Annotated in this window: 19 protein-coding genes; 6 read left to right on the forward strand and 13 right to left on the reverse strand. The window is 63.6% G+C overall.

What is annotated here, in order from left to right:
* Positions 1-9: 9 nt before the first annotated feature.
* Positions 10-1,560 (reverse strand): sensor domain-containing diguanylate cyclase, encoded by a 1,551-nt coding sequence (locus P9250_RS08920; protein ID WP_310392481.1) that lies wholly within the window; start codon positions 1,558-1,560, stop codon positions 10-12.
* A 514-nt stretch (positions 1,561-2,074) separates the two neighbouring features.
* On the opposite strand from P9250_RS08920, the gene P9250_RS08925 reads away from it, so the two are divergent.
* Complete coding sequence (locus P9250_RS08925; RefSeq protein ID WP_310392483.1) at positions 2,075-4,258, forward strand: ATP-binding protein; 2,184 nt, start codon at positions 2,075-2,077, stop codon at positions 4,256-4,258.
* A 242-nt stretch (positions 4,259-4,500) separates the two neighbouring features.
* Here P9250_RS08925 and P9250_RS08930 read toward each other — a convergent pair whose 3' ends face one another.
* Genes P9250_RS08930 through P9250_RS08975 form a run of 10 tightly spaced genes read right to left on the reverse strand, consistent with a single transcriptional unit; the run spans position 4,501 to position 14,665 of the window.
* Positions 4,501-5,442 carry a choline/ethanolamine kinase family protein gene (locus P9250_RS08930; RefSeq protein ID WP_310392485.1) on the reverse strand — a complete coding sequence of 314 codons (942 nt, stop codon included), beginning with the start codon at positions 5,440-5,442 and terminating at the stop codon, positions 4,501-4,503.
* Between the two features lie 12 nt (positions 5,443-5,454).
* Entirely contained in the window at positions 5,455-6,411 is a 957-nt protein-coding gene (locus tag P9250_RS08935) for a phosphotransferase (protein ID WP_310392487.1), read from the reverse strand.
* Positions 6,408-7,715: a Zn-dependent hydrolase gene (locus P9250_RS08940; protein WP_310392489.1), complete on the reverse strand. Its 1,308-nt coding sequence runs from the start codon at positions 7,713-7,715 to the stop codon at positions 6,408-6,410. The genes P9250_RS08935 and P9250_RS08940 overlap by 4 nt, the downstream gene beginning before the upstream one ends.
* Positions 7,690-8,439 (reverse strand): DeoR/GlpR family DNA-binding transcription regulator, encoded by a 750-nt coding sequence (locus P9250_RS08945; RefSeq protein ID WP_244830234.1) that lies wholly within the window; start codon positions 8,437-8,439, stop codon positions 7,690-7,692. The genes P9250_RS08940 and P9250_RS08945 overlap by 26 nt, the downstream gene beginning before the upstream one ends.
* 40 nt (positions 8,440-8,479) lie before the next feature.
* A complete protein-coding gene (locus P9250_RS08950) occupies positions 8,480-10,015 on the reverse strand; it encodes an amidase (protein WP_310392491.1) in 1,536 nt (511 codons plus the stop codon).
* A 43-nt stretch (positions 10,016-10,058) separates the two neighbouring features.
* Positions 10,059-10,775, reverse strand: coding sequence for an ABC transporter ATP-binding protein (locus P9250_RS08955; RefSeq protein WP_244830232.1), 717 nt, complete (start codon positions 10,773-10,775; stop codon positions 10,059-10,061).
* Positions 10,772-11,497, reverse strand: coding sequence for an ATP-binding cassette domain-containing protein (locus P9250_RS08960; protein WP_244830231.1), 726 nt, complete (start codon positions 11,495-11,497; stop codon positions 10,772-10,774). Before P9250_RS08960 ends, P9250_RS08955 begins: the two co-directional genes overlap by 4 nt.
* Positions 11,494-12,537, reverse strand: coding sequence for a branched-chain amino acid ABC transporter permease (locus P9250_RS08965; RefSeq protein ID WP_244830230.1), 1,044 nt, complete (start codon positions 12,535-12,537; stop codon positions 11,494-11,496). The genes P9250_RS08960 and P9250_RS08965 overlap by 4 nt, the downstream gene beginning before the upstream one ends.
* Entirely contained in the window at positions 12,534-13,406 is an 873-nt protein-coding gene (locus P9250_RS08970; RefSeq protein ID WP_250468144.1) for a branched-chain amino acid ABC transporter permease, read from the reverse strand. Before P9250_RS08970 ends, P9250_RS08965 begins: the two co-directional genes overlap by 4 nt.
* A 14-nt stretch (positions 13,407-13,420) precedes the next feature.
* Entirely contained in the window at positions 13,421-14,665 is a 1,245-nt protein-coding gene (locus tag P9250_RS08975) for an ABC transporter substrate-binding protein (protein ID WP_244830228.1), read from the reverse strand.
* 693 nt (positions 14,666-15,358) lie between these two features.
* Between P9250_RS08975 and P9250_RS08980 the strand changes: the two genes are divergently transcribed.
* The 3 genes from P9250_RS08980 (at position 15,359) to P9250_RS08990 (ending at position 21,298) form a co-directional block, all read left to right on the forward strand.
* Positions 15,359-17,791, forward strand: coding sequence for a filamentous hemagglutinin N-terminal domain-containing protein (locus P9250_RS08980; protein ID WP_310392493.1), 2,433 nt, complete (start codon positions 15,359-15,361; stop codon positions 17,789-17,791).
* A 328-nt stretch (positions 17,792-18,119) separates the two neighbouring features.
* Positions 18,120-19,976, forward strand: a complete 1,857-nt coding sequence (locus P9250_RS08985) for an AAA family ATPase (RefSeq protein WP_310392495.1) — start codon at positions 18,120-18,122, stop codon at positions 19,974-19,976.
* Between the two features lie 149 nt (positions 19,977-20,125).
* Positions 20,126-21,298, forward strand: coding sequence for an acyl-CoA dehydrogenase family protein (locus P9250_RS08990; protein ID WP_310392497.1), 1,173 nt, complete (start codon positions 20,126-20,128; stop codon positions 21,296-21,298).
* 75 nt (positions 21,299-21,373) lie between these two features.
* On the opposite strand, the gene P9250_RS08995 is transcribed toward P9250_RS08990, so the two are convergent.
* Positions 21,374-21,952 (reverse strand): DUF4865 family protein, encoded by a 579-nt coding sequence (locus P9250_RS08995; RefSeq protein WP_250527514.1) that lies wholly within the window; start codon positions 21,950-21,952, stop codon positions 21,374-21,376.
* Between the two features lie 117 nt (positions 21,953-22,069).
* On the opposite strand from P9250_RS08995, the gene P9250_RS09000 reads away from it, so the two are divergent.
* Positions 22,070-22,936, forward strand: coding sequence for a LysR family transcriptional regulator (locus P9250_RS09000; RefSeq protein WP_309958424.1), 867 nt, complete (start codon positions 22,070-22,072; stop codon positions 22,934-22,936).
* On the opposite strand, the gene P9250_RS09005 is transcribed toward P9250_RS09000, so the two are convergent.
* Positions 22,931-23,509, reverse strand: a complete 579-nt coding sequence (locus tag P9250_RS09005) for a DUF1993 family protein (protein WP_250468138.1) — start codon at positions 23,507-23,509, stop codon at positions 22,931-22,933. The two genes, P9250_RS09000 and P9250_RS09005, sit on opposite strands and share 6 nt — an antisense overlap.
* 300 nt (positions 23,510-23,809) lie before the next feature.
* Here P9250_RS09005 and P9250_RS09010 point away from each other — a divergent pair, with 300 nt between their 5' ends.
* Complete coding sequence (locus P9250_RS09010; protein ID WP_250494273.1) at positions 23,810-24,973, forward strand: GNAT family N-acetyltransferase; 1,164 nt, start codon at positions 23,810-23,812, stop codon at positions 24,971-24,973.
* Positions 24,974-24,985: the final 12 nt, after the last annotated feature.

A 24,985-nucleotide genomic window follows, 5' to 3' on the forward strand; every position in this document is an offset into this window, starting at 1 on the left:
CGTCAGGCATCAAGGCGCGGTGCCGACCGGTTCGCCGCGCCGCTTCTCGGACACAGCCGCGAGCGTCACGCGATTGCGTCCGCCGCTCTTCGACACATACAAGGCTTCGTCGGCGCGGCGCATGGCGTCGTCGATAGTCGAGCCGCTATCGGGTCGAGCCACCACCACGCCGATGCTCACGGTCGTCGGAGGAAATTGCTGGCGAAGTCGCGCGCCGTTCGAATTGGCCACGTCGATACGCATGGCCTCCGCCTCCGCCTCCGCGCGGCTGCGGGTGCAGTCGGCGAGCGCCACGACAAACTCCTCGCCGCCGTAGCGCGCGACCAGATCGTGCGGTCCTCTCGCATGCTTCACGAGACATTCGGCGATGAACTGCAACGCCCGGTCGCCGGCTTCGTGGCCGTGCGTGTCGTTGTAAGCCTTGAAGCGATCGGCATCGACGAAAAGCAGCGCGACCGGATAATCTTCGCGCGCCGCCGAGGTCCAGAGTTCGTCGAGCGCCGCATCGAGCTTGCGGCGGTTGGCGACGCCGGTCAGACCGTCCGTGTCCGCGATCTCGACGAGCTTCGCCTGCGCCGCGTCGCGCTGGCGCACCGCGAAGACCAGCAGCCAGACCACGATGGTGAACGCGCCCGCCACGGCCACCACCAGCGTGCCGATGATGAGCGAGTGCTGCTGCCACTCCGAGGTCACGTCGTCCTTTCCGAGCGCCACCATCATCACGAGATTGCTGCCGCGCACGCGCGCAAACGTCATGATGCGGTCGACGTTGTCGACGGGCGAGCGCGCGTCGAACGAGCCGCTCTCGACGCCGAACATCTTCGAGAAGATCGGCCAGCCGCGAATGCTGCTGACGCTGCCCGGACGCAGCTTCGGATTGCGCGCGACGATGTCGCCATCGCTCTGTACGATCGTCGCCGCGCTTTCGTGGCCGAGCCTGATGTCATCCACCAGTTGCTGGAAGTAATCGAGGTTGATGGAGATGAGCGCGACACCGCCGAAGCTGCCATCGGCTTTGGAGATCCGCCGGCTGAGGGCAATCGATGGCGCGCCGTTTCGCAGACGCGACGCGTACGGCTTCGAGATGAAGAGCCCGACATTCGGATTGGCGCGATGCACCTTGAAGTAATCCCGATCGGAGAGATCGACGGTCGGAAGAAGCCGCGCCCGGCCCTGCACGATCCGGCCGTGTTCGTCGAGCGCATAGATGCCGCTGATATAAGCGGCGGTGGTCGAACGGTCGAAGAGAATCTGCCGGCGCAGTTCAGGCGGCAGCTTCAATATGGTCGGGTCCGCCATGCCGTCGACGACGGCCTGCAGCGAGAGATCGTAGATTTCGAGGTTTCTCGACATGTCGCGCGCGAGCGCCACCGCGACGTTCGCCGACGTGCGGCGCGCCTTCGCGATAGCTTCCTCGCGGCTCGAGATCAGCACCGCGACGGTGGCGATCAGCACGATAACGCTCGCCAGTGTCGCGCCGAGCGCAACCAGCACCGAGTGTCTGTCGACCCACGATGCCGGGCTTTCTGCTCGGACGCTCCTCTTGAACCACGGTCCCAACGATTCTCTCCTGCCGAACCCCGCCACGCGACGCTCGACGACTCGCTTTCTTATTCGTTGCTAAAGAGCCGGTTTAGCGGACTTCTGCTCGCTGTCCGCGCGGCTCGCATCAAGGTTTACGGCCAGATTGCGCAACTTTTGAGCCCGTGCCGGCCAAACGATGAACGCGGAGTTTACCGGAGCCCGAGCCATGCGCCACGGCCATTCCGCTGCCGCCTAGCAATCAAAAAACCACAGGCAATTAAGTCGGCAACAAGCCGTGCTACCATCAACCGTATGAGTATTATGAAATAGTAGGTACGTCTTACGACGTCCAGACCTTCCCCGTTCGCCCGACAAAGCCCCCTTCGGCAAAATGCGAGCAAGCTTAGCGGAGCGAACATCCGCAGCTAGGAACCAGGCGTGATACGGGGAGGAGGTCGCGGGCGCGCCACCGCCAAGGAATTTGAATCGATGTTTCGCGCAAACATGTGCCGGCGTCGGATGACTCCCCTTAGCGTGACCGGGGTGTTTAATGACTGAGTTCGCGACTCAACATTCCGACCCGTCGGACCGGGTTTCGTTTCCTCCGCTCAATTTCAGGGCTGCCCGCCGGCGGCTCGTCCTCGCGCTGACCGCCTCGGTGGTCGTGCCGCTGAGTCTGTCGGCGCTTTACGCCTACTACACCTACGAACGTGCGGTCGCGGAGCAGTCGGAGATACTCAATCGGCTGGCGTGGGTCGCGGAAGGCAAACTCACCAATCTGCTCGACTCGAACCGCGACCTCATCTCGCGCGTCCAGGACGTGGTCGGAACGGCGGACGAGCGGCAGATTCTGCGCGAACAGGCAAGCCTGCACAAGAAACTCGAAGCGCTCGTCGCCAATCATCCGCAGGTCGTCGCGCTCTCCATCGTCGATAAAAACGGCCAGTTGATCGTCAGCAGCCGCTTCTCCCCGACGCCCGACGTCTCTATCGGCGACCGCGGCGACTTCATGGCGACGCGCGCGGCCTCCTCGCAGCTCTATGTCTCGCTGCCCGAGCGCGGCCGCGTTCAGGGCACCGATATCGTGAACACGCTCGCCGCCCGCACCGCTCCCGACGGGCGCTTTCTCGGCGCCATCGTCGTTTCCCTGCATCGCTCCTACTTGCTGCAGTTCTATCAGCGGCTCATCGCCGAGACGCCTGCGTTGACGGTCGGCCTCTATCGCGCCGATGGCGGCATTCTGCTTCGCCTGCCCGCGCCACGTCTGGCGAACCCGCCACCGAAGCACGAGCCTCTCGCGGCCGCGTTCGCGCGAGGGGCGGAACAGGGCATCATCAAGATCGATTCGCCGCTGGACGGCACCCGCAAGATGCTCGCGTACCGGCGCGCCGGTCAGTACCCCGTCTACGTTTCCGCCGGCTACGCAATCGACGATGTGGTCAGCAACTGGCTGCGCGACGACATGTCCCTCGTGGCCGTCGCGCTGATTCCTTGCATGTGTCTGTGCGTGCTGATCGTGTTTTCGCTGCGGCGTCTTCGCGCGGAGGAAACCTCCTGGCAGAACTGGCGGCGCGAGCTGTCGCGGCGCCGCTCGGCGGAAGCAGCCACGCGCAAGATGCAGCGCATGGGCGCGCTCGGCAATCTCGTCGCGAGCGTCGCCCATGACTTCAACAATCTGCTGATGGTCGTGACGGCCAACATGGAGATCGTCCGGCGCAAGAACTACAACGGCGTCAAGAACGAGATCGATGCAGTGGAGCGCGCCTCCACGAGCGCACGGGCGCTCGCGCGCCGTCTCATGAGCGTGGCGCGCCGACAGCCGTTGCAGATGCAGACGCTGCTACCCGGCGCGTGGCTGCTCGAAACCGAGGCGCTGATCCGCTCGGCTGTAAGCAGCAAGGTCGCCGTGCAGATCGAAGTGGCGGAGGCGTCGTGGCCGATCAAGGTCGATCCGTCGGAGATCACTTCGGCGATCATCAACATCGCGGTCAATGCAAAGGACGCGATGCCGCAAGGCGGCACGTTTATCGTTCGCTGCAGGAACGTGGCGTTATCCCAAGGGCGCTACGAGCTCGAAGCCGGCGAGTATGTCGAATTCTCCTGCCAGGACAGCGGCACCGGCATGACGCGAGAAGTCGCGCAGCACGCGTTCGAGCCGTTGTTCACGACCAAGCAGGCTGGCGCGGGAACCGGGCTCGGCCTTGCACAAGTGCTCGCCATGGCCGAACAGGCGGGCGGCAAGGCACGCGTGGAAACCGATGTCGGGCGCGGCACCACAATCTTCTTCTACCTTCCGCACTGGACGGCGGGCGTCACGGAAGCATCGCCGGCGGAGCGCGAGGGTGCCATCGAACCGGGCGGCGCGAAGTCCACCATCCTGCTCGTCGAAGACAACGAGGAAGTGGCGGCAGGGCTCGTCGCCGTTCTCGATGTGCTCGGCTGGAGCGCGCGCCACGAGCCTTCCGGCGATGCCGCGCTCAAGGTGCTGGAAGAAGGCCTCGAATTCGACCTCGTTCTGTCCGACATCCAGATGCCCGGAACTTGCGATGGCATCGGCCTCGTCGAATGGATCAAGCGGCAACGCCCCAAGCAGGCCGTGACGCTGATGACGGGTTATGCGGAGCATCTCGAACAGGCGCGACGGCTCGGTGTCGCCGTGCTGTCGAAGCCGTTCAACGCGGACGATCTGGACATGTTGCTCAAGGGCGTGGCGCTATCGTCACGCCATGCGTGAAACTTGAGCGTTGAATTTCGAACCGGCGTTCGCAAGTTTTCTCAAGTCCGCGACCTTTCGGTCGTTAATCTGGTCACGGATTGATTGTGCAAGAGACTGCCGCTGATTCAGGCGATCGTCGATCACATAAAGCGCTGCAGTCCCAGGGGGTTGTCAAAAGTCTGATTCGCTGCGTGGCGACTTGAAGGGCGTGCGAGAGCACGCCCTTTCTTTTGGACGGTCATAACGCTCGACGACTTTCTTCAAAGGCTGCGCAACCAGTCTTGCCAATGCGGCGCCTCGATCATCGAGCGCGCGCGCATGAACTTCCACGCGCCGTATTTGGCGTAGTCGAAATCGAGCGTGGAGATTTCGTTCTGCAACATGGACCAAGTGGCCCACTTGATATCGGCGAGCGCCTTGTGCACGGTGACGCGTGCCATGACGTCGTTGCTCACGCGGCCGAAGTATGTCTCGACCAATTCCGTTTCCACGTCGGCCGTGAAGAACATCTCGCCGGAGAGCGCGCCGATGTCATAACAGCGGTCGTTATTCGATGCGTATTCGTAGTCGATGAGCAAGATCGTACCCGCATCGTCGCGCAGAAAATTGCCCGGCATGGGATCGTTGAAGCACGGCACGATATCCAGTCCCGATGCCTCCAGCGCCGCGCGCGCCTCGCGATAGCGCGCGTGAATCAGCGCGAAGTCGGCGGGCAGCGTGCCGCCTACTTCATGCACTTGCGCGACGTGTTCATCGATCAGATCGAAAATGGTCTTCGTGAGCGGCAATGGCGGCGCGCCGTGCAGCGTGCGATACGCGTGCATGACCGAAGCGCGCACGTTGCGCTCCAGAAAGTCGCGGTTCGAGCAGGTCGCGCGGCCTTCGACGAAGTCGTTGATCTCCACGCCCTGCTCGAAAGCATAGTCGTAAAGACGCGGACCAATGCCGATCTGCTCCGCGAGCCGGCTTGCGGCAAACGCAGCCTTGCGGTCGATGAACTGCTCCGTGCCCCGGCCCGGCACCTTGACGAAATAGCTTTGCGCTTCGCCGTCGACCCACACGCGCCAGTTCGTGTTGCTGATGCCGCCCAACACGGGCGCATAGCGCAACGCGCGGCCCGACCACGGTTCGATCCTTGCAAGCACCGCTTCCACCTCGCGCTCGGCGTCGCACGCGGCGGCGCCCATCGTCTTGATCTGCATGAGCATGACCTCTCAAATCGATGCCGGCGCGGCGTCGAGGTTCCAGCGCGGCAGCGCCATGGAGCAACGCAGCAACCGCCATTGCGCATACTTGAGGAACTCGACGTTGCGGCGCGGCGAGTCGCGGTCCATGCGCATGCCCCACAAGCCCCAGCGCAAGTCGTCGGCGAACGCGTAGGCGCGGCAGCGCGCGAGCATGCGTTCCGAGGCGGCGCCCATCGACATTTCGATGGCCTGCATCCAGTCGTGTCCGAAGCCAAGCACTTCATTCAACGTGACGGCCAGGTCGAACGCGGGATCGGTGTTCGCGGCTTCGTCGAAGTCCACCAGCATGAGTGCGCCATCGTCGTGCAGCATGACGTTCGATGTCACGCCGTCCGCGTGGCAAGGGCGAACGTCGGCACCGGCCGCGTCGATTGCCGCGCGCAAGTCGCCCGCGAGATCGACCCAAGACACCTGATCCGGCGTCAACGGCATGCCTTCGGCAAGATGCTCGATACGCTCGAAAACGTTCGTCGTGCGCGCAAACGCGGGCAGCGAATGGATGGCGCGCTTCGCTTGCAGGAGCACGTCGAGCGTGGCGGGTCGTGCGAGATCGTCGAGATGCGCGGTGCGCCAGCCGTCATCGAGAAAGTCGAAGACGGTCGCGCCGTGTGCTTCGCTCACGTAGTGCGCCGCCGGCGCGATGCCCAGCGATGCCGCCGCTCGCGCCGCAAGAAACGACGCGCCGGTATCGATGGATTCTGTCAGATCGCCGTGCGCCACTTTCATGAAGAGCGTCGCGCTGTCGTCCACGCGCACGCGCCAGGCGCTATGCGACACGCCGCGATGCATCGGCGACATGACCGGCGCAAACGCGGGCTCGTGGCGTACGTCGCCACCGCGCCATGCATCGATTGAGGCGATTGCCGCTGCGGCCGCTCTGGCCGCCACTTCGGCGGGGTTGCGCTCGCGCGCGGTCGTGTTCATCGCCGAGGCTCCCAAGCGGCCGCCGCGACCGGATCGCCGCGCGATACACACAAGCGATACGCCGCGCCCATGAGCACGGTCATGCCCGTGTCGAGGTCCTCGCCATGCGTCTCTTCGTTCTCGTTATGCGCGATGCCGCCCACGCTCGGCACGAACATGAGCCCGGTCGGGCAGACATCGAGCAGGCTCAACGCGTCGTGGCCCGAAATGGTGTCGATGTCGCGGCTCTGCACGCCCGCCGCGCGCGCGCAAGTCCGCACGAGATTGCCCACTGCGGGCGGCAGTTCTCGGATCGGCCGGCTCGTGCGGCTCAGGATTTGCACGCCCACGTTCGCACGCTTCGCGGCTGCGTCGATGCACGCGAGAATGCGCGCTTCGGCTTCGCGAAGAATGGCGTTATCCACGGCGCGCAGTTCCACGGACAAGTCGGTTTGCGCCGGCACCACGTTCGGCGAGTTCGGCTGCACGACGAGCCTGCCGACAGACGTATGGATGCGCTCCGGCCATTCGTCCGCGATGGCGCGCACGTCGCAGATCAGCTTTGACGCAGCGAAGAGCGCGTCGCGGCGCGCGTGCATCTTGGCGGGCCCCGTGTGCGCCTGCTCGCCCATGAAGCGCACGTCCATTTTCGCGGCGCCCCAGTTGCGCGTCACCACACCGACAGGCACCGATTCGGCTTCGAGCAACCCGCCTTGCTCCACATGCATTTCGACATAGCACGCGGGCACGGGCGGCGGCGCATCCACGCCGTCATGACCGATGGCGGCAAGCGCTGCGGCGAGCGTCACGCCGTCGTCGTCGATACTGGCAAGGGCATCGGCCACGGCGATCTTGCCGGTGAACGTGCCGCTGCCAAGCAAGCTCGGACGAAAGCGCGCGCCCTCCTCGTTCGTCCAGTTCACCGCGCAGAAGTTGGCGTTGAAGGATGCGCCCGCGCGCTTGGCCAGCATCAGCCGGCGGCCCGCCTCGAACGCGGCAAGCACGCCCAGCACACCGTCGAAGCGTCCGCCGCGCGGCTGGCTGTCGAGATGCGAACCCATCATGACGAGCGGCGCATCGGCCGCGTCGGTCAGGGTGAAAACGCCGAACTGGTTGCCCACCGCATCGGTGACGACATGCGCGCCGGCATCGCGAAGCAGCGTGGCGAAGGCATCGCGCGCCGCGCCGTCTGCCGCGCTCGCACAGAGGCGCGTGACGCCGCCCGTCTTCAAGCCGCCGAACGCGGCAAAGCGCGTCAGCAAGGCCGCAAGCGTACCCGGTTCACCCGCGCCGAGCGCCTCAGGCATGAATGATTGTGATGTCATGCTCGGCGAATTTATCCATGAAAGGCTTGGGCGGCGCGCGGTCGCACACCACCGTGACAGGTTGGGAAATGGGAAAGGTGTTGAGATAAGCTTCGCGCCCGAACTTGTCGATATCCGCGAGAATCACCGAATGACGTGTCTGCGACTTGAGCACGCCGCGCAAATTGGACTCGTGTTCCTCGTAGTCCATCCAGCCGTGCTTCAGGTCGCACGCCGCGATGCCCATGAACGCGGCATCGTAAAAAAAGCGTCTTGCATAAGCGAGCGTCTCGTAACCCACTAGCGCGTTGTCCTTGCCGCGCAACATGCCCGGCGTAAGGTTGACGCGGCTCACGCTCGTGCCGAGCAAGAGCGCGATGTTGATGGAGTTGGTCGTCACCGTCACGTTACGGCCGATCAGCCGCCGCGCGAACGCAATGGTCGTTGTGCCCGAGTCGATGAACACCGACATGCCGTCTTCAATGAGCGGTTCCGCAAGTTCCGCCACGCGCGCCTTCCCCTTTACATTGACCTTGCCGCGTTCGGTCACGGGCCGCTCGACATCGAGCCGTGGCAACACGGCGCCGCCGTAGATGCGGCGCAGCAAGCCGCTTTGCTCCAGTTCCTTCAGATCGCGCCGGATGGTTTCCTCGGCGACGTCCAGTATCTTCGCGAGCGGCGTAACCGAGACGCGGCCCTCGTCGCGAAGGCGGGTGAGAATTTCTTGGTAGCGGTGCTCGGACATGGTCTCGTTACTGGAAACTGCCTCGTCTCTCGCGCGCTCCTCAAGCGGTCAGTTCGGGGACGCGCCGATGACGTCCGGCGACCTCGTAATCGTAAGCCATGGCGAGCAGCGCCGGCTCGCTGAAGCGCCGTCCCACGAAGATCAGGTTGAACGGCGAACCCGATTCGTAATAGCCGGCGGGAATGGTCACGCCGGGCAATCCGGCGATGTTGATTTCGCAGACCGTGGTCTCGTGCAGCGTCTCGGTTCCCTCGCGCGGCGGCAAGGCGTTGCGCAATTGCGGGAATACGAGGCCGTCGAGCGCGTGCTTCGTCATCACGTCTTCGAAGATGGCGAGATAGGTTTCGCGCAACGCATAGAAGGCATCGATGACAGGCGGCGCGGCTGCATCGCGCAGATTGGCGGCCATGTCGGGCAGGCTCGACATATAGGTCAGCACGCCCGTTGCGCCGAACGGATCTTCGGCGCGCGTCGCTTCGACGAATTGCGTCCATGTCGTGATGGCGTTGCCGGGTCCCAGGCGTTCGAGGTACTTCTGCATGTCGTAGGGCAGGCTTTCCATGCCGCGCGCGTCGAAGTAATCGGAGCCCGGCGCGGGCATGCCGAGTGCCGCGAAGCCGCTGCCGGCGAAGGGATCGTCGACGAGCACCGCACCGCGCGCTTCGAGTTCCGCCTGCGCGCGCTCGTACAAGTGACGCGTCTCTTCCGACAACGCGCGATCCCGCCATCCCGGTCCGTACAAGCCTAGACGCTTGCCTTTGAGCGCATCTTCACGCAGTCCCGCGGCATAGCCGCCAGCGGGCTTCATGCCGACGCCCGCCACCGTCTTCAAATCTTCCGCCGAGAATCCGGCCAGCACATCGAGCGTGAGCGCGGCATCGCGTACGCATCGGGCGATCGGACCGACGACATCGCGCGTGCTGCCCGCAAGCGGCATCACGCCGGCATTCGGCACGAGCGCGAAGGTCGGCTTGATGCCGACGAGCGCCTGCGCCGACGCCGGATTCTGGATCGAACCGCCCGTTTCTTCCGCGAGACCGAGCACCGCCATGCTGCCCGCCACGGCGGTGGCCGTGCCGGCGCTGCTGCCGCCCGGCATGAACGCGGTATCGACGGCATTGAGCGTCGGACCCGCCCAGCTATCGTTGGCGTGCGAGCCGGTGGCACTCAGCACCGGCACGTTGGTCTTGCCGAGGATCACGCAGCCCGCCGCGCGCATGCGGGCGACGACCGGCGAATCCGTCGATGGCATCAGGTCCACGCCGCCCGTCTTGCTGTAGAGCAGCGTCCAGCCGCCGGTCGTCGGAAAGCCTGCCATGTCCATCGTGTCCTTGACCACCACCGGCACGCCAGCGAGCGGCCCGAGAGCCTCGCCAGCGGCGCGGCGGCGGTCGATCTCGCGGGCATCGTCGAGCGCGGCGGGGTTCAGGAAGTTGAGCGCCACGTAGCGCGGGTTGTAGGTCGCGATGCGATCGAGGAACGCGGCCGTCAGCGTCTCCGACGTGAACGCGCCGCTCGCAAAGCCGGCCTGGACTTGTTCGACCGTCAGCTCGGTTACATCGATAGTTTTCGTCATGATGTTTGATCGCTTGCTTATGGATTGGCGGAAGGAAGGCGCGTCAGGCAATGCCCGCGAACTCGTCGAGCATGGCGGGATCGGTGACGATCTCGGGCGGAATCTCGCGCGTGACCGTGCCTTTCTGCAGGATCAGAATCCGCTCGGACAGCGACGCGATGAAGTTGAGGTTCTGTTCGACCAGCAGCACGGTCAGGCTGCGTGCTTCGGCCACGCTCTTCAACGTGTCGATGATTTCATCGATGATCGAAGGCTGAATGCCCTCGGTCGGCTCGTCGAGCAAGATGATCTTCGGGCCGCCGCACAGGCATCGCGCGAGCGCGAGCAATTGCTGTTCGCCGCCCGACAGCGCGCCGCCCGGCCGGTCGAGATAAGCCTTGAGCCGCGGAAAGAGCCCGAGAATGTCCTCGATGGTTTCGCCTTCCGCGCGCTTCGACAACAAGCATCCGACACGCAGGTTCTCCATCACCGAAAGCTGCGGGAAGATCTCGCGCCCTTGCGGCACATAGCCGATACCCGCTTTCGCCCGTGCCGTCGCCGACAGATGCGTGATGTCCGCGCCGTTGAAGCGCACGTGTCCCGCCGTGGTCGGCAAATGGCCGGTGAGCGTGCGCAAAAGCGTGGTCTTGCCCATGCCGTTATGCCCGAGAATGCCGACGCGCTCGCCTTCCCTCACCGTGAAATTGACCTGATTCAGAATGGGAATGCGCCCGTAGCCCGAACAAAGTTGCGAGACTTCGAAGAGAATCGTGTCGCTCATGCCGCGCGCCTCCCGAGATAAACGTCCTTGACGCGCTGATCGGCGAGCACCGTATCCACGGAACCCTCCACCAACACCGCGCCCTGCGAGAACACCGTGACCGTGCGCGCGATCATGCGGATGAACTGCATGTCGTGCTCCACCACCACGAGCGCCTGCGTGCGGTTGATTTCCTGGATCAGCTCAGCCGTGCGATGCACTTCGTCGTGGTTCATGCCGGCGGCGGGTTCATCGAGCAGGATGAGTTCGGGTTGCTGCGCGAGGACCGTTGCAATCTCCACCCACTGACGCTGACCGTGCGCGAGCTGGCCCACGATACGGTCCGCAATGCTGTCGAGCTTGAGCCGCGTGAGGGTTTCGTCGACGATGCGCCGCGCCTGCGCTATCGACTTCCTGCGTCCCGCGCCGATGAACACGTTCTCGCGCACCGAAAGCCCGTTGAAGACATTAGGCACCTGCGTCTTGATGCCCACGCCCAGCCGCGCGATCTGATGCGGATTGCTGCCGGTCACGTCGTTGTTACGAAAGTGGATGCTGCCTTCGGTCGGCTTGAGCTGTCCCGTGAGCATCTTGAAGAAGGTGCTCTTGCCGGCGCCGTTCGGTCCGATCAGGCAGCGCAGTTCGACTTCGCGCAAGGAGAAGTCCACCTCGCGTACGGCGGTCACGCCGCCGAAACGCATGGTGACGCCCTTGGCCTGAAGAAGCGGAGGAAGCGCGTTCATGGGCGTGATTCCGGGTTGGCCGCCGCGTTGGGCGCCACGGCCTTGACTTCTTTCGATGAGCTGAACACGCGCAACATCGCCGAGCGCACGACCGGCACCACGCCCTGCGGCACGAGCAGCACGAAGGCCACGAGCACGATGCCGAGCCCGAGGCTCGGGTCGATTACATGCTGCGTGCCCGCCACGTTGATCAGATACTGGATCGCGACCGCGCCGAGAATCGGCCCGATGAGCGTGCCGAGCCCGCCGATCAGCACGGAGATGATGACCTGCGCGGACATCGTGAGCGCGAACACGGTCGGGCTGATGAAGCCGCCCCAGTTGGCGAAGAGACAGCCCGCAGCCCCCGCGATGCCCGCACCCGTCACGAACGCGAGCAGCTTGAAGACGCGCGGGTCGTAGCCGATCAGCATGGCGCGCGTTTCGTTCTCGCGGATCGCCACGACGACGCGGCCGAAGCGCGACGCGAGTATCCACTTGAGGAGCGCATACGCCACGATGAGCGTGCCCATTGCGACATACCAAACGCCGATCTGATCAAGCGGCTCGTCGGGCGCGCCGGGCGGCGCGAGCACGGGTATGGCGGGGATGCCGTTGAAGCCGCCGAGCACCGCTTCGCCGATGTGATACTGGCTGCCCGAAGTCGAGTTCATCAACTCGAACAGGATCACGGACACGGTGAGCGTAATCACGCCGATATACGCATCGCTGATACGCCCGAAGAACATGAAGTAGCCGAGCAAGGCCGCGAACAGCATGGGCGCGACGATCGCGAGCGCGGCGGAAACGGTGGTGTCGCCGAGATTGATGGCGGCAATGGCATAGGTATAGCCGCCGATGCCGAGGAACGCCGCCTGCCCGAACGAGAGGATGCCGGCGTAGCCCCACACGAAGCCCTGGCTCAGGCCGTAGACCGCCATGGCCGCGAAGAGCGTGGCCTGCATCACGCCGAACGCACTGATGGTTTTCGGCAACGCGAACATGACGACGAGCGCGACGATGATGACGGCGCCCGCGCCGCCCAGACGAAGCGATTTCATGAACTGCGCCTCAGGAATCGACCAGTGATGCCTTGCGGCAGGATGCGGATCAGGAGCACCGCGGAAGCAAGCAGCGCGATGTCGCCGATGACCGGCGTCGACAGAAACGACACGATCTCGTTGATGAAGCCGAAGAGCCCCGCCGCGAGCCCGGTACCCGCGATGATCGCCGGACCGCCGCCCAGCACGGTGATGAACGCCTTCGCGATATACGCGGCACCCATGCCCGGCGATACACCCGAGATCGGCGAGAGCACGCCGCCCGCGAGTCCCGCGAGCGCCGCGCCCAGCGAGAACGTCGCCATGTACACCGCCGACGGCCGCACGCCGAGCGACGCGGCCATCGCCGGATTCTGCATGGTGGCGCGCAGGATCAGGCCGAAGCGCGTCTTGCGCAGGAGCAGCAGCATCGCGACCATCACGACCACGCAGACGCCTATCAGCACGAGGCTATAGGCGCTCACGTGATACTGCCCGATCGAGAAACTGCCCACGGGCATGGGCACCGACTTGATGACGTTGCCGAAGATCGACGTAATGAGCCCGATCAGCCCGAGACTGATACCCCAGGTCGCGAGCATGGTGTCCATCATCCGGCCATAGAGAAAGCGGATGATGACGCGCTCGAACAGCAGCCCGAACAGTCCGACCACGATGGGCGGCAGGATCAGCATCGAGATCCAGATGTTGATCCCGGCCGTGCTGGCCGTCACCGCCGTGTATGCGCCGAGCATCATGAACTCGCCGTGCGCGAGATTGATGATGCGCATCATGCCGTAGATGACGCCCAGCCCGATCGTGATCAACGCGAGCGTGGCGATGCCCGTCAGCACGTTGAAGGCGAGCAATCCCACGAGATCCGTTGCCATCGCTTAGACTCCGCTCAGACTTGCGGCGTGAACTGCTTGTTGGTGCGCGGCGACTTGATGAGGTCGCACGCACCGCCGGTATCGGACGGGAACTGGTCATTGAAAGTCTGCAGGATCTCCCACTTCTGGTTCTTCGGACGCGCGAGATAAGCGTTGCGAATGGTGTGATGCGTGGCCGGGTCCATCTTGACCTTGCCCGAAGGCCCGTCGATGGTGATGCCCGTTTCGAGCGCCGCCACGACCTTCGCCTGCTCCACGGAACCGGCCTTCTTCACCGCTTCCGCCCAAAGCATGATGCCCTCGTACGTCGCGGTATCGAGTTCGCCGAGGTCGGTCAGACTCGGGCCGTATTTCGCCTGCATGCCTTTGACGAAGGCATCGGCGGCGGGCGTGCCGAGGTTGTTGTAGAACCCGAAGCAGGTGATGATGCCGTCGGTCGTCGCGGCATCCATGGTGGTGAGTTCGTCGCCGAGACCGAACACGGTCGCGCCGATCGGAATCTTCGACTTCATGCCGGCCGCCGCCCATTGCCTATAGAAGCCGACGTGGTTCGCGCCGACGAGCGCCGAGAGCACCATGTCCGGCTTGGCTTCCTGAATGCGGCTGATCGTCGATGAAAAATTGGTGACATCGAGCGGAAAGAAGTCCGTAGCGACCACCGAGCCGCCTGCGGCCTTCACGAACTTGGTCATCCAGCTTGCGGTGATATGACCGTAGTTGTAGTCGGCGGCGATGATATAGACCTTCTTGCCCCAGTTCTTCATCGCGTAGTCGACGATATGATTCACCGTCTGCGCGGGCGTCGTGCCGGTACAGAACACGTTGCGGTCGCACACGCCGCCTTCGTACTGCGTGTTGTAGAAATAAAGCGTCTTGCTGCGATCGAAGATCGGCCGGATGGCTTCGCGCGACGCCGAGGTAATCCCGCCCTGAATCACGTCCACCTTGTCTTGCAAGACGAGTTGCTGCGCGTACTGCGTGTAAAGCTGGATGCTGCTCTGTGTGTCGTAGGCAATCAGCTTGATGGGACGCCCAAGCAGGCCGCCCTTGTCGTTGATCTGATTGACGGCGAATTCGGTTGCCTGAATCATGCGACGGCCTTCGAGGCCGAGCGCACCGGTTCCGTCGAGCAGGCTGCCGAGCTTGATCGGTTCGGCCGCCTGTGCGCTACGGGTCACGTAAGGCCCGACCAGCGCGCCGACGGCTGCCGCCGCACCGAACTTCAACGCTTTACGACGTGATCCGGATTCCATTGTCATCTGTCCGCTCCGCATGCGAGATGTGTGTGATCTGCCCGGTTCAAGTGTACGAAGCCAAAATAAAGCAAACTATTTGTCAATAAAAACCACAGAACGGGCAAATCGGGCATCGACTTGGTATGAGGAATGGACGTCATTCGACGCGATGGCCGCAAGTCGGCTCATCGGTTCGCAAGAGGCCGAGCGCTCGTAGGCCCTGCGCGCGGTGAGTCCGCCCCTCAGAGCGCGAACGCGGCTTGCGTTCGAATTCGACGATGTCGGCATCGCGATGCGTGGTTGGAGCGAAGGCAGCTCGGAGCGACATCGGCGTGTCGGCAATGCTGCGTTCAAGGCCAACACGACACGACATTCATCGAACATCGAGCCTCATGGCGGGTATCCGCCAAGTTGAATAATCTCGTGATCCAAACTATATTCAAAGGCAACATCTGCCACGCTCGACGAACGTTCGGGCATTCCGATCAGACCTGGAATACCTAGCATTCCGATGTATTCCCGATGCCTGCTTTCGACCCACTTCCCTGGTGCAGTTAATCGTCACGGCACGGTCACGATTCATGCCGGCGACCGCCCCGCCCGCTGACGCGGCGAACGAACCGCGCCCGTCGTCTTTCACAGGGAACCGGTTGTCGAAGTAACAACGGCGAAGCGTCGTTCGTCGTGAAGATGCGCCACAAGTGGAAAGGAACGTCCATGATTACGCCTTCGCTGCAATGCCTCCGTGCTTCTTCGAGACTCGTGCCGCTTGTGCTCGGTGTATCGCTCGCTGCGACGATCGTCGGTCAAACGGCGATGGCGGCCGGTGTTCTGCCGCAGGGAGGCCACTATGCGGCGGGCGCGGGAAGCATCGCGGGGCAGAACGGTCAACTCGTCATCACGCAGCCAGGCTCGACGCGCGGCGTCATCGACTGGAAGAGCTTTTCCATCGGCACAAGCAATGCGGTCGTGTTCAACAACGGCACGGGCGCGACACTCAACCGCGTGACCGGCGGCTCGCCTTCGGAGATCCTCGGACGCCTGAGCGCCACGGGCGGCCTTTACGTAATCAATCCGCAGGGCATCGTCGTGGGGCCTTCGGGTGTCGTCACTACGGGCGGGCGCTTCGTCGCCTCGACGCTGGACGTCGCCAACGACGCTTTCATGAAAAACAGCGGCGCGCTCACGCTCGCGGGCAAGACCGATGGCTTCGTCATCAATCTCGGAAGCATTAGTTCGAGCGGCGGTGACGTGTTCCTGATCGCGCAACGCGCAGTGATCAATGCCGGCAGCGTGAAGGCGCCCAAAGGCACGGCGGAATTGGCTGTCGGCGAAAAGGTCTTGCTGCGGGACTCGAAGAGCAGCAAGCAGGTGTTCGTGCAGACGGGCAGCGACGGCGTGATCGTGAACAAGGGGCGCATCGACGCCGCGCAGATCGACCTGCAAGCCGCCGATGGCAACGTCTACGCGCTCGCGGGCGAAGGCACGCGCGTGCGTGCGACGGGCACGGCCACGCGCGATGGCCACGTCTGGCTGGTCGCAGGCGACGGCAAGGTCACGCAACGTGGGGTCGTCGCGGCGAAGAACGCGGATGGCAGCGGCGGCACGGTCGATACGCAAGGGGCGCAACTCGCGTTCGGCGACAACGCCGAAGTGCACGCCGCGCAGTGGAACATCGCGACGCCATCGATCACGGTACGGTCAGCCACGGCGCACGCGCTGCAAGATAGCCTCGGCGCGGGAACCTCGGTTGCGCTGACCACGACGGGCGGACAGGGGACGAACGGTGACCTGGCCGTATCGGCGGATATGCGGTGGAAAGGCGCCGCCGATCTCACGCTCGCGGGGTATCGCAACGTCTCGATTGCGCCTCATACGACACTGCGCAACGCGGGCTCGGGCAGCGTCGTGCTGCGCGCGGATGCATCGGCTATCGATAACGGCGGCAGCGTGAAGAACGGCGGCACCATCGACTGGTCGAAAAGCACCGGGACCGTCAGCGCGTTCTACGACATGACCGGCAGCTTCACGCGAGGAACCATCCGCGCGAACGCGGCGTGGAAGGCGCCTGTCTACAGCGGGCTCGTCGGTCAGGTGACGGCATACAAGCTCGTCAATACGCCTGCCGATCTGGATAACGTCGTGCTCGATCTGGCCGGTAACTATGCGCTCGGGAAGGACATTGCGGCGAACCGTTCGGCCTTCGGCTACAGCACGCAGATCGGCAGCATCGCCACGCCCTTCACCGGACAATTCGACGGCATGGGTCTGACCGTCACGAATCTGAACAGCGTCGAGCGGGGCGAATGCTGCGGACCGGAAGGCTACGCCGCAAGCGGAATGTTCCGCGTGATAGGCCCAACGGGCGTCGTGCGCAACATCAACGTGGATGGCAGCGCTGCGAGCAGTGGTGGTGGTTTCAACGGCGCGGTCGGCGTGCTCGCGGGCCTTAATCAGGGCACGATAGTGAACGCGCATTCTAGCGGCTACGCAAGCGGCACGCTGATCAGTTCGGGCGGTCTCGTGGGAGAGAATGCCGGACTTATCATACGTTCGTCGAGCAGCGCGAGCGCTCGTTCGGATGGGAATGCAGGCGGGCTCGTTGCGGTCAACGATATCACCGGTGTAATCAGTCAATCCTATGCGACGGGCGACGTGGAAGGTTACGCACATACGGATGGCTCCGGTGGACTGGTCGACGGAAACGCTGGAACCATTACGCAGTCGTACGCGACGGGCAGCGCCTCATTCAGCCCGAACTATTGCGGCTTCGGTGGAGGCACGCTCTGCGCAACGGCGCCGGGTGCGCTTGTGCGGATCAACACCGAAACAGGCAAGATTACGCAGTCGTTCGCAACAGGCATGCTAGTCGACGATCTGACGGTAACCGAAGGGCCACCGCCCGGCGGAATCGCCTTCGAGAACGATGGTGTGATCGGCAAGGACGTGTACTGGAACAAGCAGACGACGGGCGCGCCGGCGGGCGTCACCGTGGGCAATACCGTTCCCGCCTCGCAAGGACGCACCACGGCCCAGATGAGCCAGACAGCGAGTTTTGGCCCGACATATAACTTCGGCACGAACGGCGTCTGGGCGATGCCCGCGGGAGCGACGCATCCTGTGTTGCGGTGGCAGACCGAGCCGTTTTGAGTGGCCAGCGACTTAACGCCGTGACGTCACGACGCAAGCTGCCCGGCAGCCCGCAACTCCCCGTTTTTACCGAAGCCGCCCTCGCGCTGTAGCTTCCCGCCTCAAGCCGCCACTAAAGATTGGCGCGCCCTCTGCCGTCATTAAATTTGAGTACGACACGCGTCACTCGAGCGCTCGCACAGTGCGTAACGCGCTCCATTGCAAGCGCCTCGTCAGATCGAATCACGACAGCTACAACGGCCGCCTCGCCGCGCCCCTCAGGACATGTTTAATGGATAGGCTCAGAAAACTGCTACGGTCGCGCATCGGCCGCTTCATCGCGTGTGGCATGACCGCAGCCGTGCTCGTGGCAGCCGTGAGCGTGCTGCTTTCGCGCGACGAACCGGCCGCTACGCAGACCACGCCGACGGTGGCAGGCGTCGCGAGTCAGATGCGCCGCGATGCGTCGCCGTGGACGCATCGGGAAAAAGACGTCTCGGAGATGATGCGCGATATCCGCGAACACGACGTCGCCGCGATCGGCGTCAGCCGCGACGCCATCCTCGTCTCGACGCTTCGTGCCGACCAATACTTCGTCGCCGATCATAACGGCGCCTTCTCCAACGCCCTGCTGCTCGGCGACCTGAAATCAGGCAACGCGTCGCCCTACCAATTGGTCTGGCTTCCCGATGTCAACGTGCGCACGGGCATGGCGCGCTGGACCGACCGGTTCGACCTCGTGCGCGACGCCTTGAGCTTGCTCTTGCCGATGCTGATGATGGGCGGTCTGATCTGGTTCATGCGCCGCGAAATGCGAGGCGGCGCGCGTCTGCTCGCCAAATCGCCGACGCTGCGTTTCGCCGACGTCATCGGCGCGGGTGCAGCCAAGGCGGCGCTCGCCGATGTGCAGGCGTGGCTCACCGAACCCGCGCAATTCACCGGCATGGGCGTGCGCGCGCCGTGCGGCGTCCTCATGACGGGCGGCCCCGGCGTCGGCAAGACGCGTCTCGCGCAAGCGCTCGCGGGCGAATGCGGCGCCAACTTCATCGCGATCACGGGCAGCTACTTCAGCGCGAAGTATTACGGAGTGGGCATTCAGAAGGTCAAGCATCTGTTCGAACTGGCGCGCAAGAACGCGCCGACGGTCATCTTCATCGACGAGGCGGACGGGCTCGGCAAGCGCACGGATAGCGGCGGCGGTCCGGTGGAAGCCGAAAGCAACCGCATCATCAATCAGTTGCTCGCGGAAATGGACGGCTTCGCTTCGAACGAAGGCGTGATCGTGGTCGCGGCGACCAATCATCCGGACAGTCTCGACGAAGCGTTGCGACGCCCGGGCCGCTTCGACCGGACCATTCAGGTGCGGCTGCCAGATCTCGCGGATCGCGCCGAGATCCTGCGTTTCTATGCGGCCAAGCTGAAGACGAAGCCAGACGATATCGACTTCGATCAGCTCGCGCGTCTGACTACCGGCGTGTCGCCGGCCACGCTGTCGATGATCGTCAATCAGGCGGGTCTCGTCGCGCGCAAGGCGGGCGAACGGGAAGTCGGTGCAAAGCATTTCGTGGAAGCGGTGAAGATTGCGCGCATCGGCGACATCAACGGTGCGGAGCGTGCGTTGTCGGAGAGCGAGCGCAAGCGTATCGCGGTTCACGAAGCCGGACACGGTCTCGTCGCCGCGCTGCTCGGCACGGGCGTGCTGGAAGAAGTCACCATCCTGCCACGCGGCGGCGCGCTGGGCGTGGCGCTGATCACGAAGATGCAGGACAAGCACCTGTACCGCGAAACCGAACTGCGCAACGAGATTCAGGTGCTGCTCGGCGGGCGCAATGCGGAACTGCTGATGTTCCGCGAAGCATCGAGCGGCGCGGCGCACGATCTTCAGGAGGCATCGCGCATCGGTCTCGACATGGTGTCGAAGCAAGGCTTCAACGCGGACGGCGATCTCTTCAGTCTTGCGTCGCTGCCGCAGCAGTATGCGGGCTTGCAGCTCAAGAACGCGATCGAACACGCGAATCGGCTTCTGCACGATCTGAACGATGCCTGCTACGCGCTGCTGCGCGCGAACGAGCCCGTGCTGCGCGCGATTGCCGCGCAGTTGCTGGAGGATGAGACGGTGCCGGGTGATACGGTTTATCGGCTGATTCGCGAGCATGCGGTTGCCTTGGCCGAAGTCGATGAGGTGGTGGAGGCATTGGCTGCGTAGTGCGGCACCTGGCTCGCGCGAGAAGTCATCCGCAAGACAGGCTCTTATCAAGCGATAACTTGCCCGGCGCGCTATCGTGCGTTACCTTGCGAGGCGCCGGGATACCTCGTGTCCCCGCATATGGCGAAACGCTATCGGGAGACACCGGCATGACCCACATCGACAATGCCTTGAGCGCAACCCTCGAAGCCTTGCTGCGCGAATGGGCGCAAACCGCCGCTGCACGCGACAAAGCCGGCGGCACCGCTTTGCACGAGCGCCGTCTCCTGCGTGAAAGCGGCCTGCTGCGCTTGAGCGTGCCCGAACAATACGGCGGCGATGGCGCGAACTGGTCCACGACGCTCGATGTCGTCCGACGCATGGCGCAAGTCGATAGCTCGCTCGCGCATCTCTTCGCGTTCCATCATCTGCAACTCGCGACTATCCGCCTCTTCGGCCGCGACGCGCAGATTCGCCAGTGGCTCGGCCAAACCATCGAGGAAGGATGGTTCTGGGGCAACGCGCTCAACCCGCTGGATCAGGGCACGCGGGCCGAAGCGGACGGCGCGAACGGCTATATCTTCGACGGCCGCAAGAGCTTTTGCTCCGGCGCCACCGACTCCGACCGGCTTCTCGCTTCCGCATTCAAGTCCGATGGACGTCTTCTGATCGGCGTGGTGCCTACTAAGCGCGCAGGCATCACCATCTTCGACGACTGGGACAACATGGGACAGCGCCAGACCGATAGCGGCACGGTGCGCTTCGATCAGGTGAAAGTCGCAGCCGACGAACTGCTCGACGATCCCGGCCCGCTCTCCAGCCCGTTCGCGTGCTTAAGGCCGCTGCTCGCGCAATCGATCCTGAGCCACATTTATCTCGGCATCGGCGAAGGCGCGCTGCAGGCGGCGCGCGAGTCGACGCTTGCGCAGACGCGTCCGTGGATCGCATCGCCGGCGGCGCGCCCGAGCGAAGACTCATACGTGCTCGCGCATTACGGCGACTTCTGGCTCGCGCTCGAAAGCGCGCGGCTCCTTGCCGAACGCGCCATGCATGAATTCGATACCGCATGGCAACGCGGCCTTGCGCTCACCGAAGACGAACGCGGTGAAGTGGCCGTCGCGGTGGCGGCATCGCGTGTGGCGGCGGCGCGTGCGGGTCTCGATGTAGCGCATCGCATGTTCGACGTGACCGGCGCGCGATCGACCGCCGCCGCGTTACGACTCGACCGCTTCTGGCGCAACGTGCGCGTGCATACGCTGCACGATCCGATCGACTACAAGGTGCGCGAGCTTGGCGAGTGGGCGCTCAACGGACGCATGCCGACGCCATCGTTCTACTCATAGTCCGGCTTCCATCGATACAAACCGGCATATGGACGGCGAAGATGAGCCACGGCCCATACGCCGGTTCGCGCATCATCAACGGCTCGCCGATTCCAGCTCGTGCAGCAACGGCGTCGCGAAATGCAGCACTTCGTAGGCGATCGCCTTGCCCGTTGCAACGGGCTCGCGTTCGCTCACCACTACGCGCGTCAACTTCCACTGCTGTGCGTCCACACCGACCGCCGCGCTGACCACATGCGACTCGGCGGCCGTCTGCCGGTTGCGCTCGATCTCCGCCTTGAACACCGTTTGCAAATCCATGTCCGGTGAGACAGCCAGTTCTTCCTTGTACACGAAGCGTGCGATGCGTGCCGGGCCTCTCGCGGCATCGAGCGCGAAGCGCGTTTCGATTCGCGGCCGTCCGAAACTGTCCGTCACCGTCTTGAAGCGGCCATCGACGAGAAAGGATCCGAAGGCCTCGTCACGACGCCACAGATAAAGCGACGAATAAGTGTTTTCGAGCGCGCCATGACGGCCGCTCTCGCGCAGCAGGAACGCCTTGAAGTGCAGATCGGGCAAGTCGTCCCACAAGGGTCCGCGTTCTTTAGCGCGCGCGCGAATGATGCCGGTGTCGTAATCGGCCGGGAGACGATGAGCATATTGAGCGAGCAGCATAATCAATCCTTTCGAGAGTGAACGAGCGTGGAAGATGCTTGCATTCAGAATACCCATCGCCCTATCATTTGAAAACGATATGAATCGATATTTCAATGATTCGAAAAACGAATGACCATGAAGACTCTCGATATCGAGGCCGTGCAGGCATTCGTGCTCACCGCGGACCTCAAAAGCTTCACCCGCGCGGCCGAGGCGATGGATTCCACGCAATCCGCTATCAGCCTGAAGATCAAGCGTCTGGAAGATAGCCTCGCGCGCCGGCTGCTGGAACGCACGCCACGGCTCGTGCGTCTGTCGGCGGAAGGCAGCGCGTTTCTCGAACCGGCGCGTGCGCTGCTTGCCGCGCATCAGGGCGCGCTCGGTTCATTCGGCGCTGGTACTCGCCGCATGGCGATCGGTATCGGCCACCATATCGTCGGTACGGAACTGCCGCTTTTGCTGCGGCGCGTGAGCGAGGCGGAACCGGGCGTCGTGCTGCAAATGCGAATCGCGTCATCGCGCGACTTGCTCGAGGATTTCGACGCAGGCCTGCTCGATGCCGCCGTCGTTCTGCGCCACGACAGCCGGCGTCTGGACGGCGAGACCATTCATGAGGAAGCGTTCGGCTGGATGGCCGCGCCCGACTTTCAGCATCGCGATGGCGAGCCGCTGCGTCTTGCGACTCAGCCTCCGCCGTGCAGCGTGCGCAGCATGGCAATCGATGCACTCGATACAGCCGGCATCGCGTGGACGGAAGTGTTCGTGGGCGGCGGATTGGGCACGATAGGCGCGGCGGTATCGGCGGGACTGGCAGCTGCCGCGCTCGGACGACGCGTCACGCCGAAGGGAACGATCGATGTCGGATCGCGCTTCGAGTTGCCGCCGCTGCCCGCACGCGATGTCGTCATGTACTCCAGTCTCACCGACCGGCAAGCGCGCGAAACGCTGCGCACGCTTGGCGCAGCAATTCGTTCGACGGCATACGGCAACCCTGCGTCATGAATTCGCGCCCGGCAGCGTTCCTGGCCTGATGTACGCGTGCATGTGCGCCACGTAATCGGGTTTGCCAAGCGGCACGCCATGATGACGAAGGATCGCGTAGGCCGTCATGATATGGAAATAGAACTGCGGCAGCGCCCAGTCGCGGGCGTATTGCTCGCCAGTCATATCGAAGACGACGCCGTTGGGAAGATCGAGCGCGATGGGCCGGCTGCCTACTTCATCGAATGCGTTCGGGGCGACGTTCGACAGAAAGCCGATGGCATCCGCTATGCAGGCTTTTGCATCCGTGAAAGTGCCGGGTTGCTCGTTCGAATGAGCGCCTTCCGCGCGCAGCGCTATCAGCGCATCGGGCAGCGCCGCGCCAAGCAGACGATGCACCGGCTCCTGCGCCTGAAAGCAGGCGAAGCGCACCTGTGCCGCGAGTGGAAACATGTCGGGCGCGAGACGCAACGGCAGCAATGCATCGGCGGTCATGCCACGCGCTTTTTCATGCGCGTCGGCCTTGTCGAGCCAGGCGGCAAGTCCTTTCAGCATTTGCGTGAAAGTGGGGACAAGCAAGGTAGTCGGCTGCATGGTCGCTCCCGGAAGTAAGACGCTGCCATCATATACGCCTCGCGCGCCGGGCTTCCCCCTCGCACATGCACGTTGCGGTGCGCAAACGCTTACATGCGATTCATCGTCGAGCGCTCGCATGTCGTGCGATACATGCGCCATTGCTTCGGCAAAGCATCGACAATCTGACGCCTAAATTACTCTAACCTTACGGTCTGCGCGACGGCGCGCAAATCATGAAAACCTATGAGCGATCCCGAACCTAAGTCGCTCTGAAGTCGTGGGATATTCAAGGATGGACAGTCAGTCAAGAGCGACCCGATGCGCGACTCCGAGATACGAATCGAACTCGTCTGCGACGAGCCTGGCTTGCGTGCGCTCAAGGACGAATGGGAGACGCTTTGGCTGAAAGCACAGGGCCGCTACTTCCAGCGTTTCGATGTGTGTCTGCTTGCGTGGCTCCACGTTGCCAAACCGCGACGCCGCAAGTTGCGCTGCATCGTCTTGCGCGAGAACGGCGAGCTTCGGCTGGTGTGGCCGCTCGTTGCTTATCGACGCGCACTGTGGACGTATCTGCTGCCCCTTAGCCCCGATGCCGGCGATTACACCAGCGTGCTCGTCGAGGACGGTCAGGACGCACGGGCGCTGATCGAGCGCGCATGGCGTATTGCGTGTGAACGCTTCAAGACGGATTTCATCCACCTGCCTTATATGAACGAAGGGTCGGAGTTGCATCGCATTGCGTCGGCGGAGCGGCATATTCTCGGCCGGTCGCGACATGAATCGTGGATAGCGAAATTGCGCGACGAAAGCGACTGGAAGACGTTCTCCGGTTCGCTCGGCACGATGTTCGGCAAGAAGCCCGGTCAGCTCGAACGTCGCTTGGCCAAGGAAGGCGCACTGAGTATTCGTATGGTCAATACATCGGATACCGAAGCAATCGCGCGCTACGTACGCTGGATGCTCGAATCCAAGCGTGGCTGGAGCGACCGTGTCGGCAAGCGCGGAAAATGGCTGTTTTCGCCATACTATGAACGCTTTCTCATCTCCACGCTCACCTATCGCGGCGAGACGTCCGACAAGGAACCGCCCGCGCGACTCGTGATGGTGACGCTCGACGACCAGCCAATGGCCGCGGTCATCATGAGTCACGGCAATCCGATGGCGAACGCCGTTATCGCGGGATTCAATGCGGAATACGGCCGGTTCGGACCGGGCTCCATTGCATGGGAACACAGCGTGAAGTGGGCCTTCGAGCAGCGCTATGACATCGACTTCGGCGTGGGTTCCGAGCGCTTCAAGACCTACTGGAGCCGCAACAACGGCAGCCATGCATGGACGATGCAGATTGCCAATACGACATGGGGATTGATCGGCTACCGTGTCGTGCGGACGTTGCGCGATCTCGTCAGCGCGGCGCGAGGGACATCGAAGGGAACGCCTGCGCCCGAGGGGGAAAGCGCTCCCGCGCGCGGCAAGGGATGAGTCGCGCCGCGC

Source organism: Caballeronia sp. LP006, from assembly GCF_031450995.1.
Lineage (GTDB): Bacteria > Pseudomonadota > Gammaproteobacteria > Burkholderiales > Burkholderiaceae > Caballeronia.

Coding starts and splice junctions, on each gene's coding strand:
- P9250_RS08925 (WP_310392483.1), top strand. CDS start 2,075: ATGACTGAGTTCGCGACTCAACATTCCGACCCGTCGGACCGGGTTTCG.
- P9250_RS08930 (WP_310392485.1), bottom strand. CDS start 5,442: ATGCAGATCAAGACGATGGGCGCCGCCGCGTGCGACGCCGAGCGCGAG.
- P9250_RS08935 (WP_310392487.1), bottom strand. CDS start 6,411: ATGAACACGACCGCGCGCGAGCGCAACCCCGCCGAAGTGGCGGCCAGA.
- P9250_RS08940 (WP_310392489.1), bottom strand. CDS start 7,715: ATGACATCACAATCATTCATGCCTGAGGCGCTCGGCGCGGGTGAACCG.
- P9250_RS08945 (WP_244830234.1), bottom strand. CDS start 8,439: ATGTCCGAGCACCGCTACCAAGAAATTCTCACCCGCCTTCGCGACGAG.
- P9250_RS08950 (WP_310392491.1), bottom strand. CDS start 10,015: ATGACGAAAACTATCGATGTAACCGAGCTGACGGTCGAACAAGTCCAG.
- P9250_RS08955 (WP_244830232.1), bottom strand. CDS start 10,775: ATGAGCGACACGATTCTCTTCGAAGTCTCGCAACTTTGTTCGGGCTAC.
- P9250_RS08960 (WP_244830231.1), bottom strand. CDS start 11,497: ATGAACGCGCTTCCTCCGCTTCTTCAGGCCAAGGGCGTCACCATGCGT.
- P9250_RS08965 (WP_244830230.1), bottom strand. CDS start 12,537: ATGAAATCGCTTCGTCTGGGCGGCGCGGGCGCCGTCATCATCGTCGCG.
- P9250_RS08970 (WP_250468144.1), bottom strand. CDS start 13,406: ATGGCAACGGATCTCGTGGGATTGCTCGCCTTCAACGTGCTGACGGGC.
- P9250_RS08975 (WP_244830228.1), bottom strand. CDS start 14,665: ATGACAATGGAATCCGGATCACGTCGTAAAGCGTTGAAGTTCGGTGCG.
- P9250_RS08980 (WP_310392493.1), top strand. CDS start 15,359: ATGATTACGCCTTCGCTGCAATGCCTCCGTGCTTCTTCGAGACTCGTG.
- P9250_RS08985 (WP_310392495.1), top strand. CDS start 18,120: ATGACCGCAGCCGTGCTCGTGGCAGCCGTGAGCGTGCTGCTTTCGCGC.
- P9250_RS08990 (WP_310392497.1), top strand. CDS start 20,126: ATGACCCACATCGACAATGCCTTGAGCGCAACCCTCGAAGCCTTGCTG.
- P9250_RS08995 (WP_250527514.1), bottom strand. CDS start 21,952: ATGCTGCTCGCTCAATATGCTCATCGTCTCCCGGCCGATTACGACACC.
- P9250_RS09000 (WP_309958424.1), top strand. CDS start 22,070: ATGAAGACTCTCGATATCGAGGCCGTGCAGGCATTCGTGCTCACCGCG.
- P9250_RS09005 (WP_250468138.1), bottom strand. CDS start 23,509: ATGCAGCCGACTACCTTGCTTGTCCCCACTTTCACGCAAATGCTGAAA.
- P9250_RS09010 (WP_250494273.1), top strand. CDS start 23,810: ATGCGCGACTCCGAGATACGAATCGAACTCGTCTGCGACGAGCCTGGC.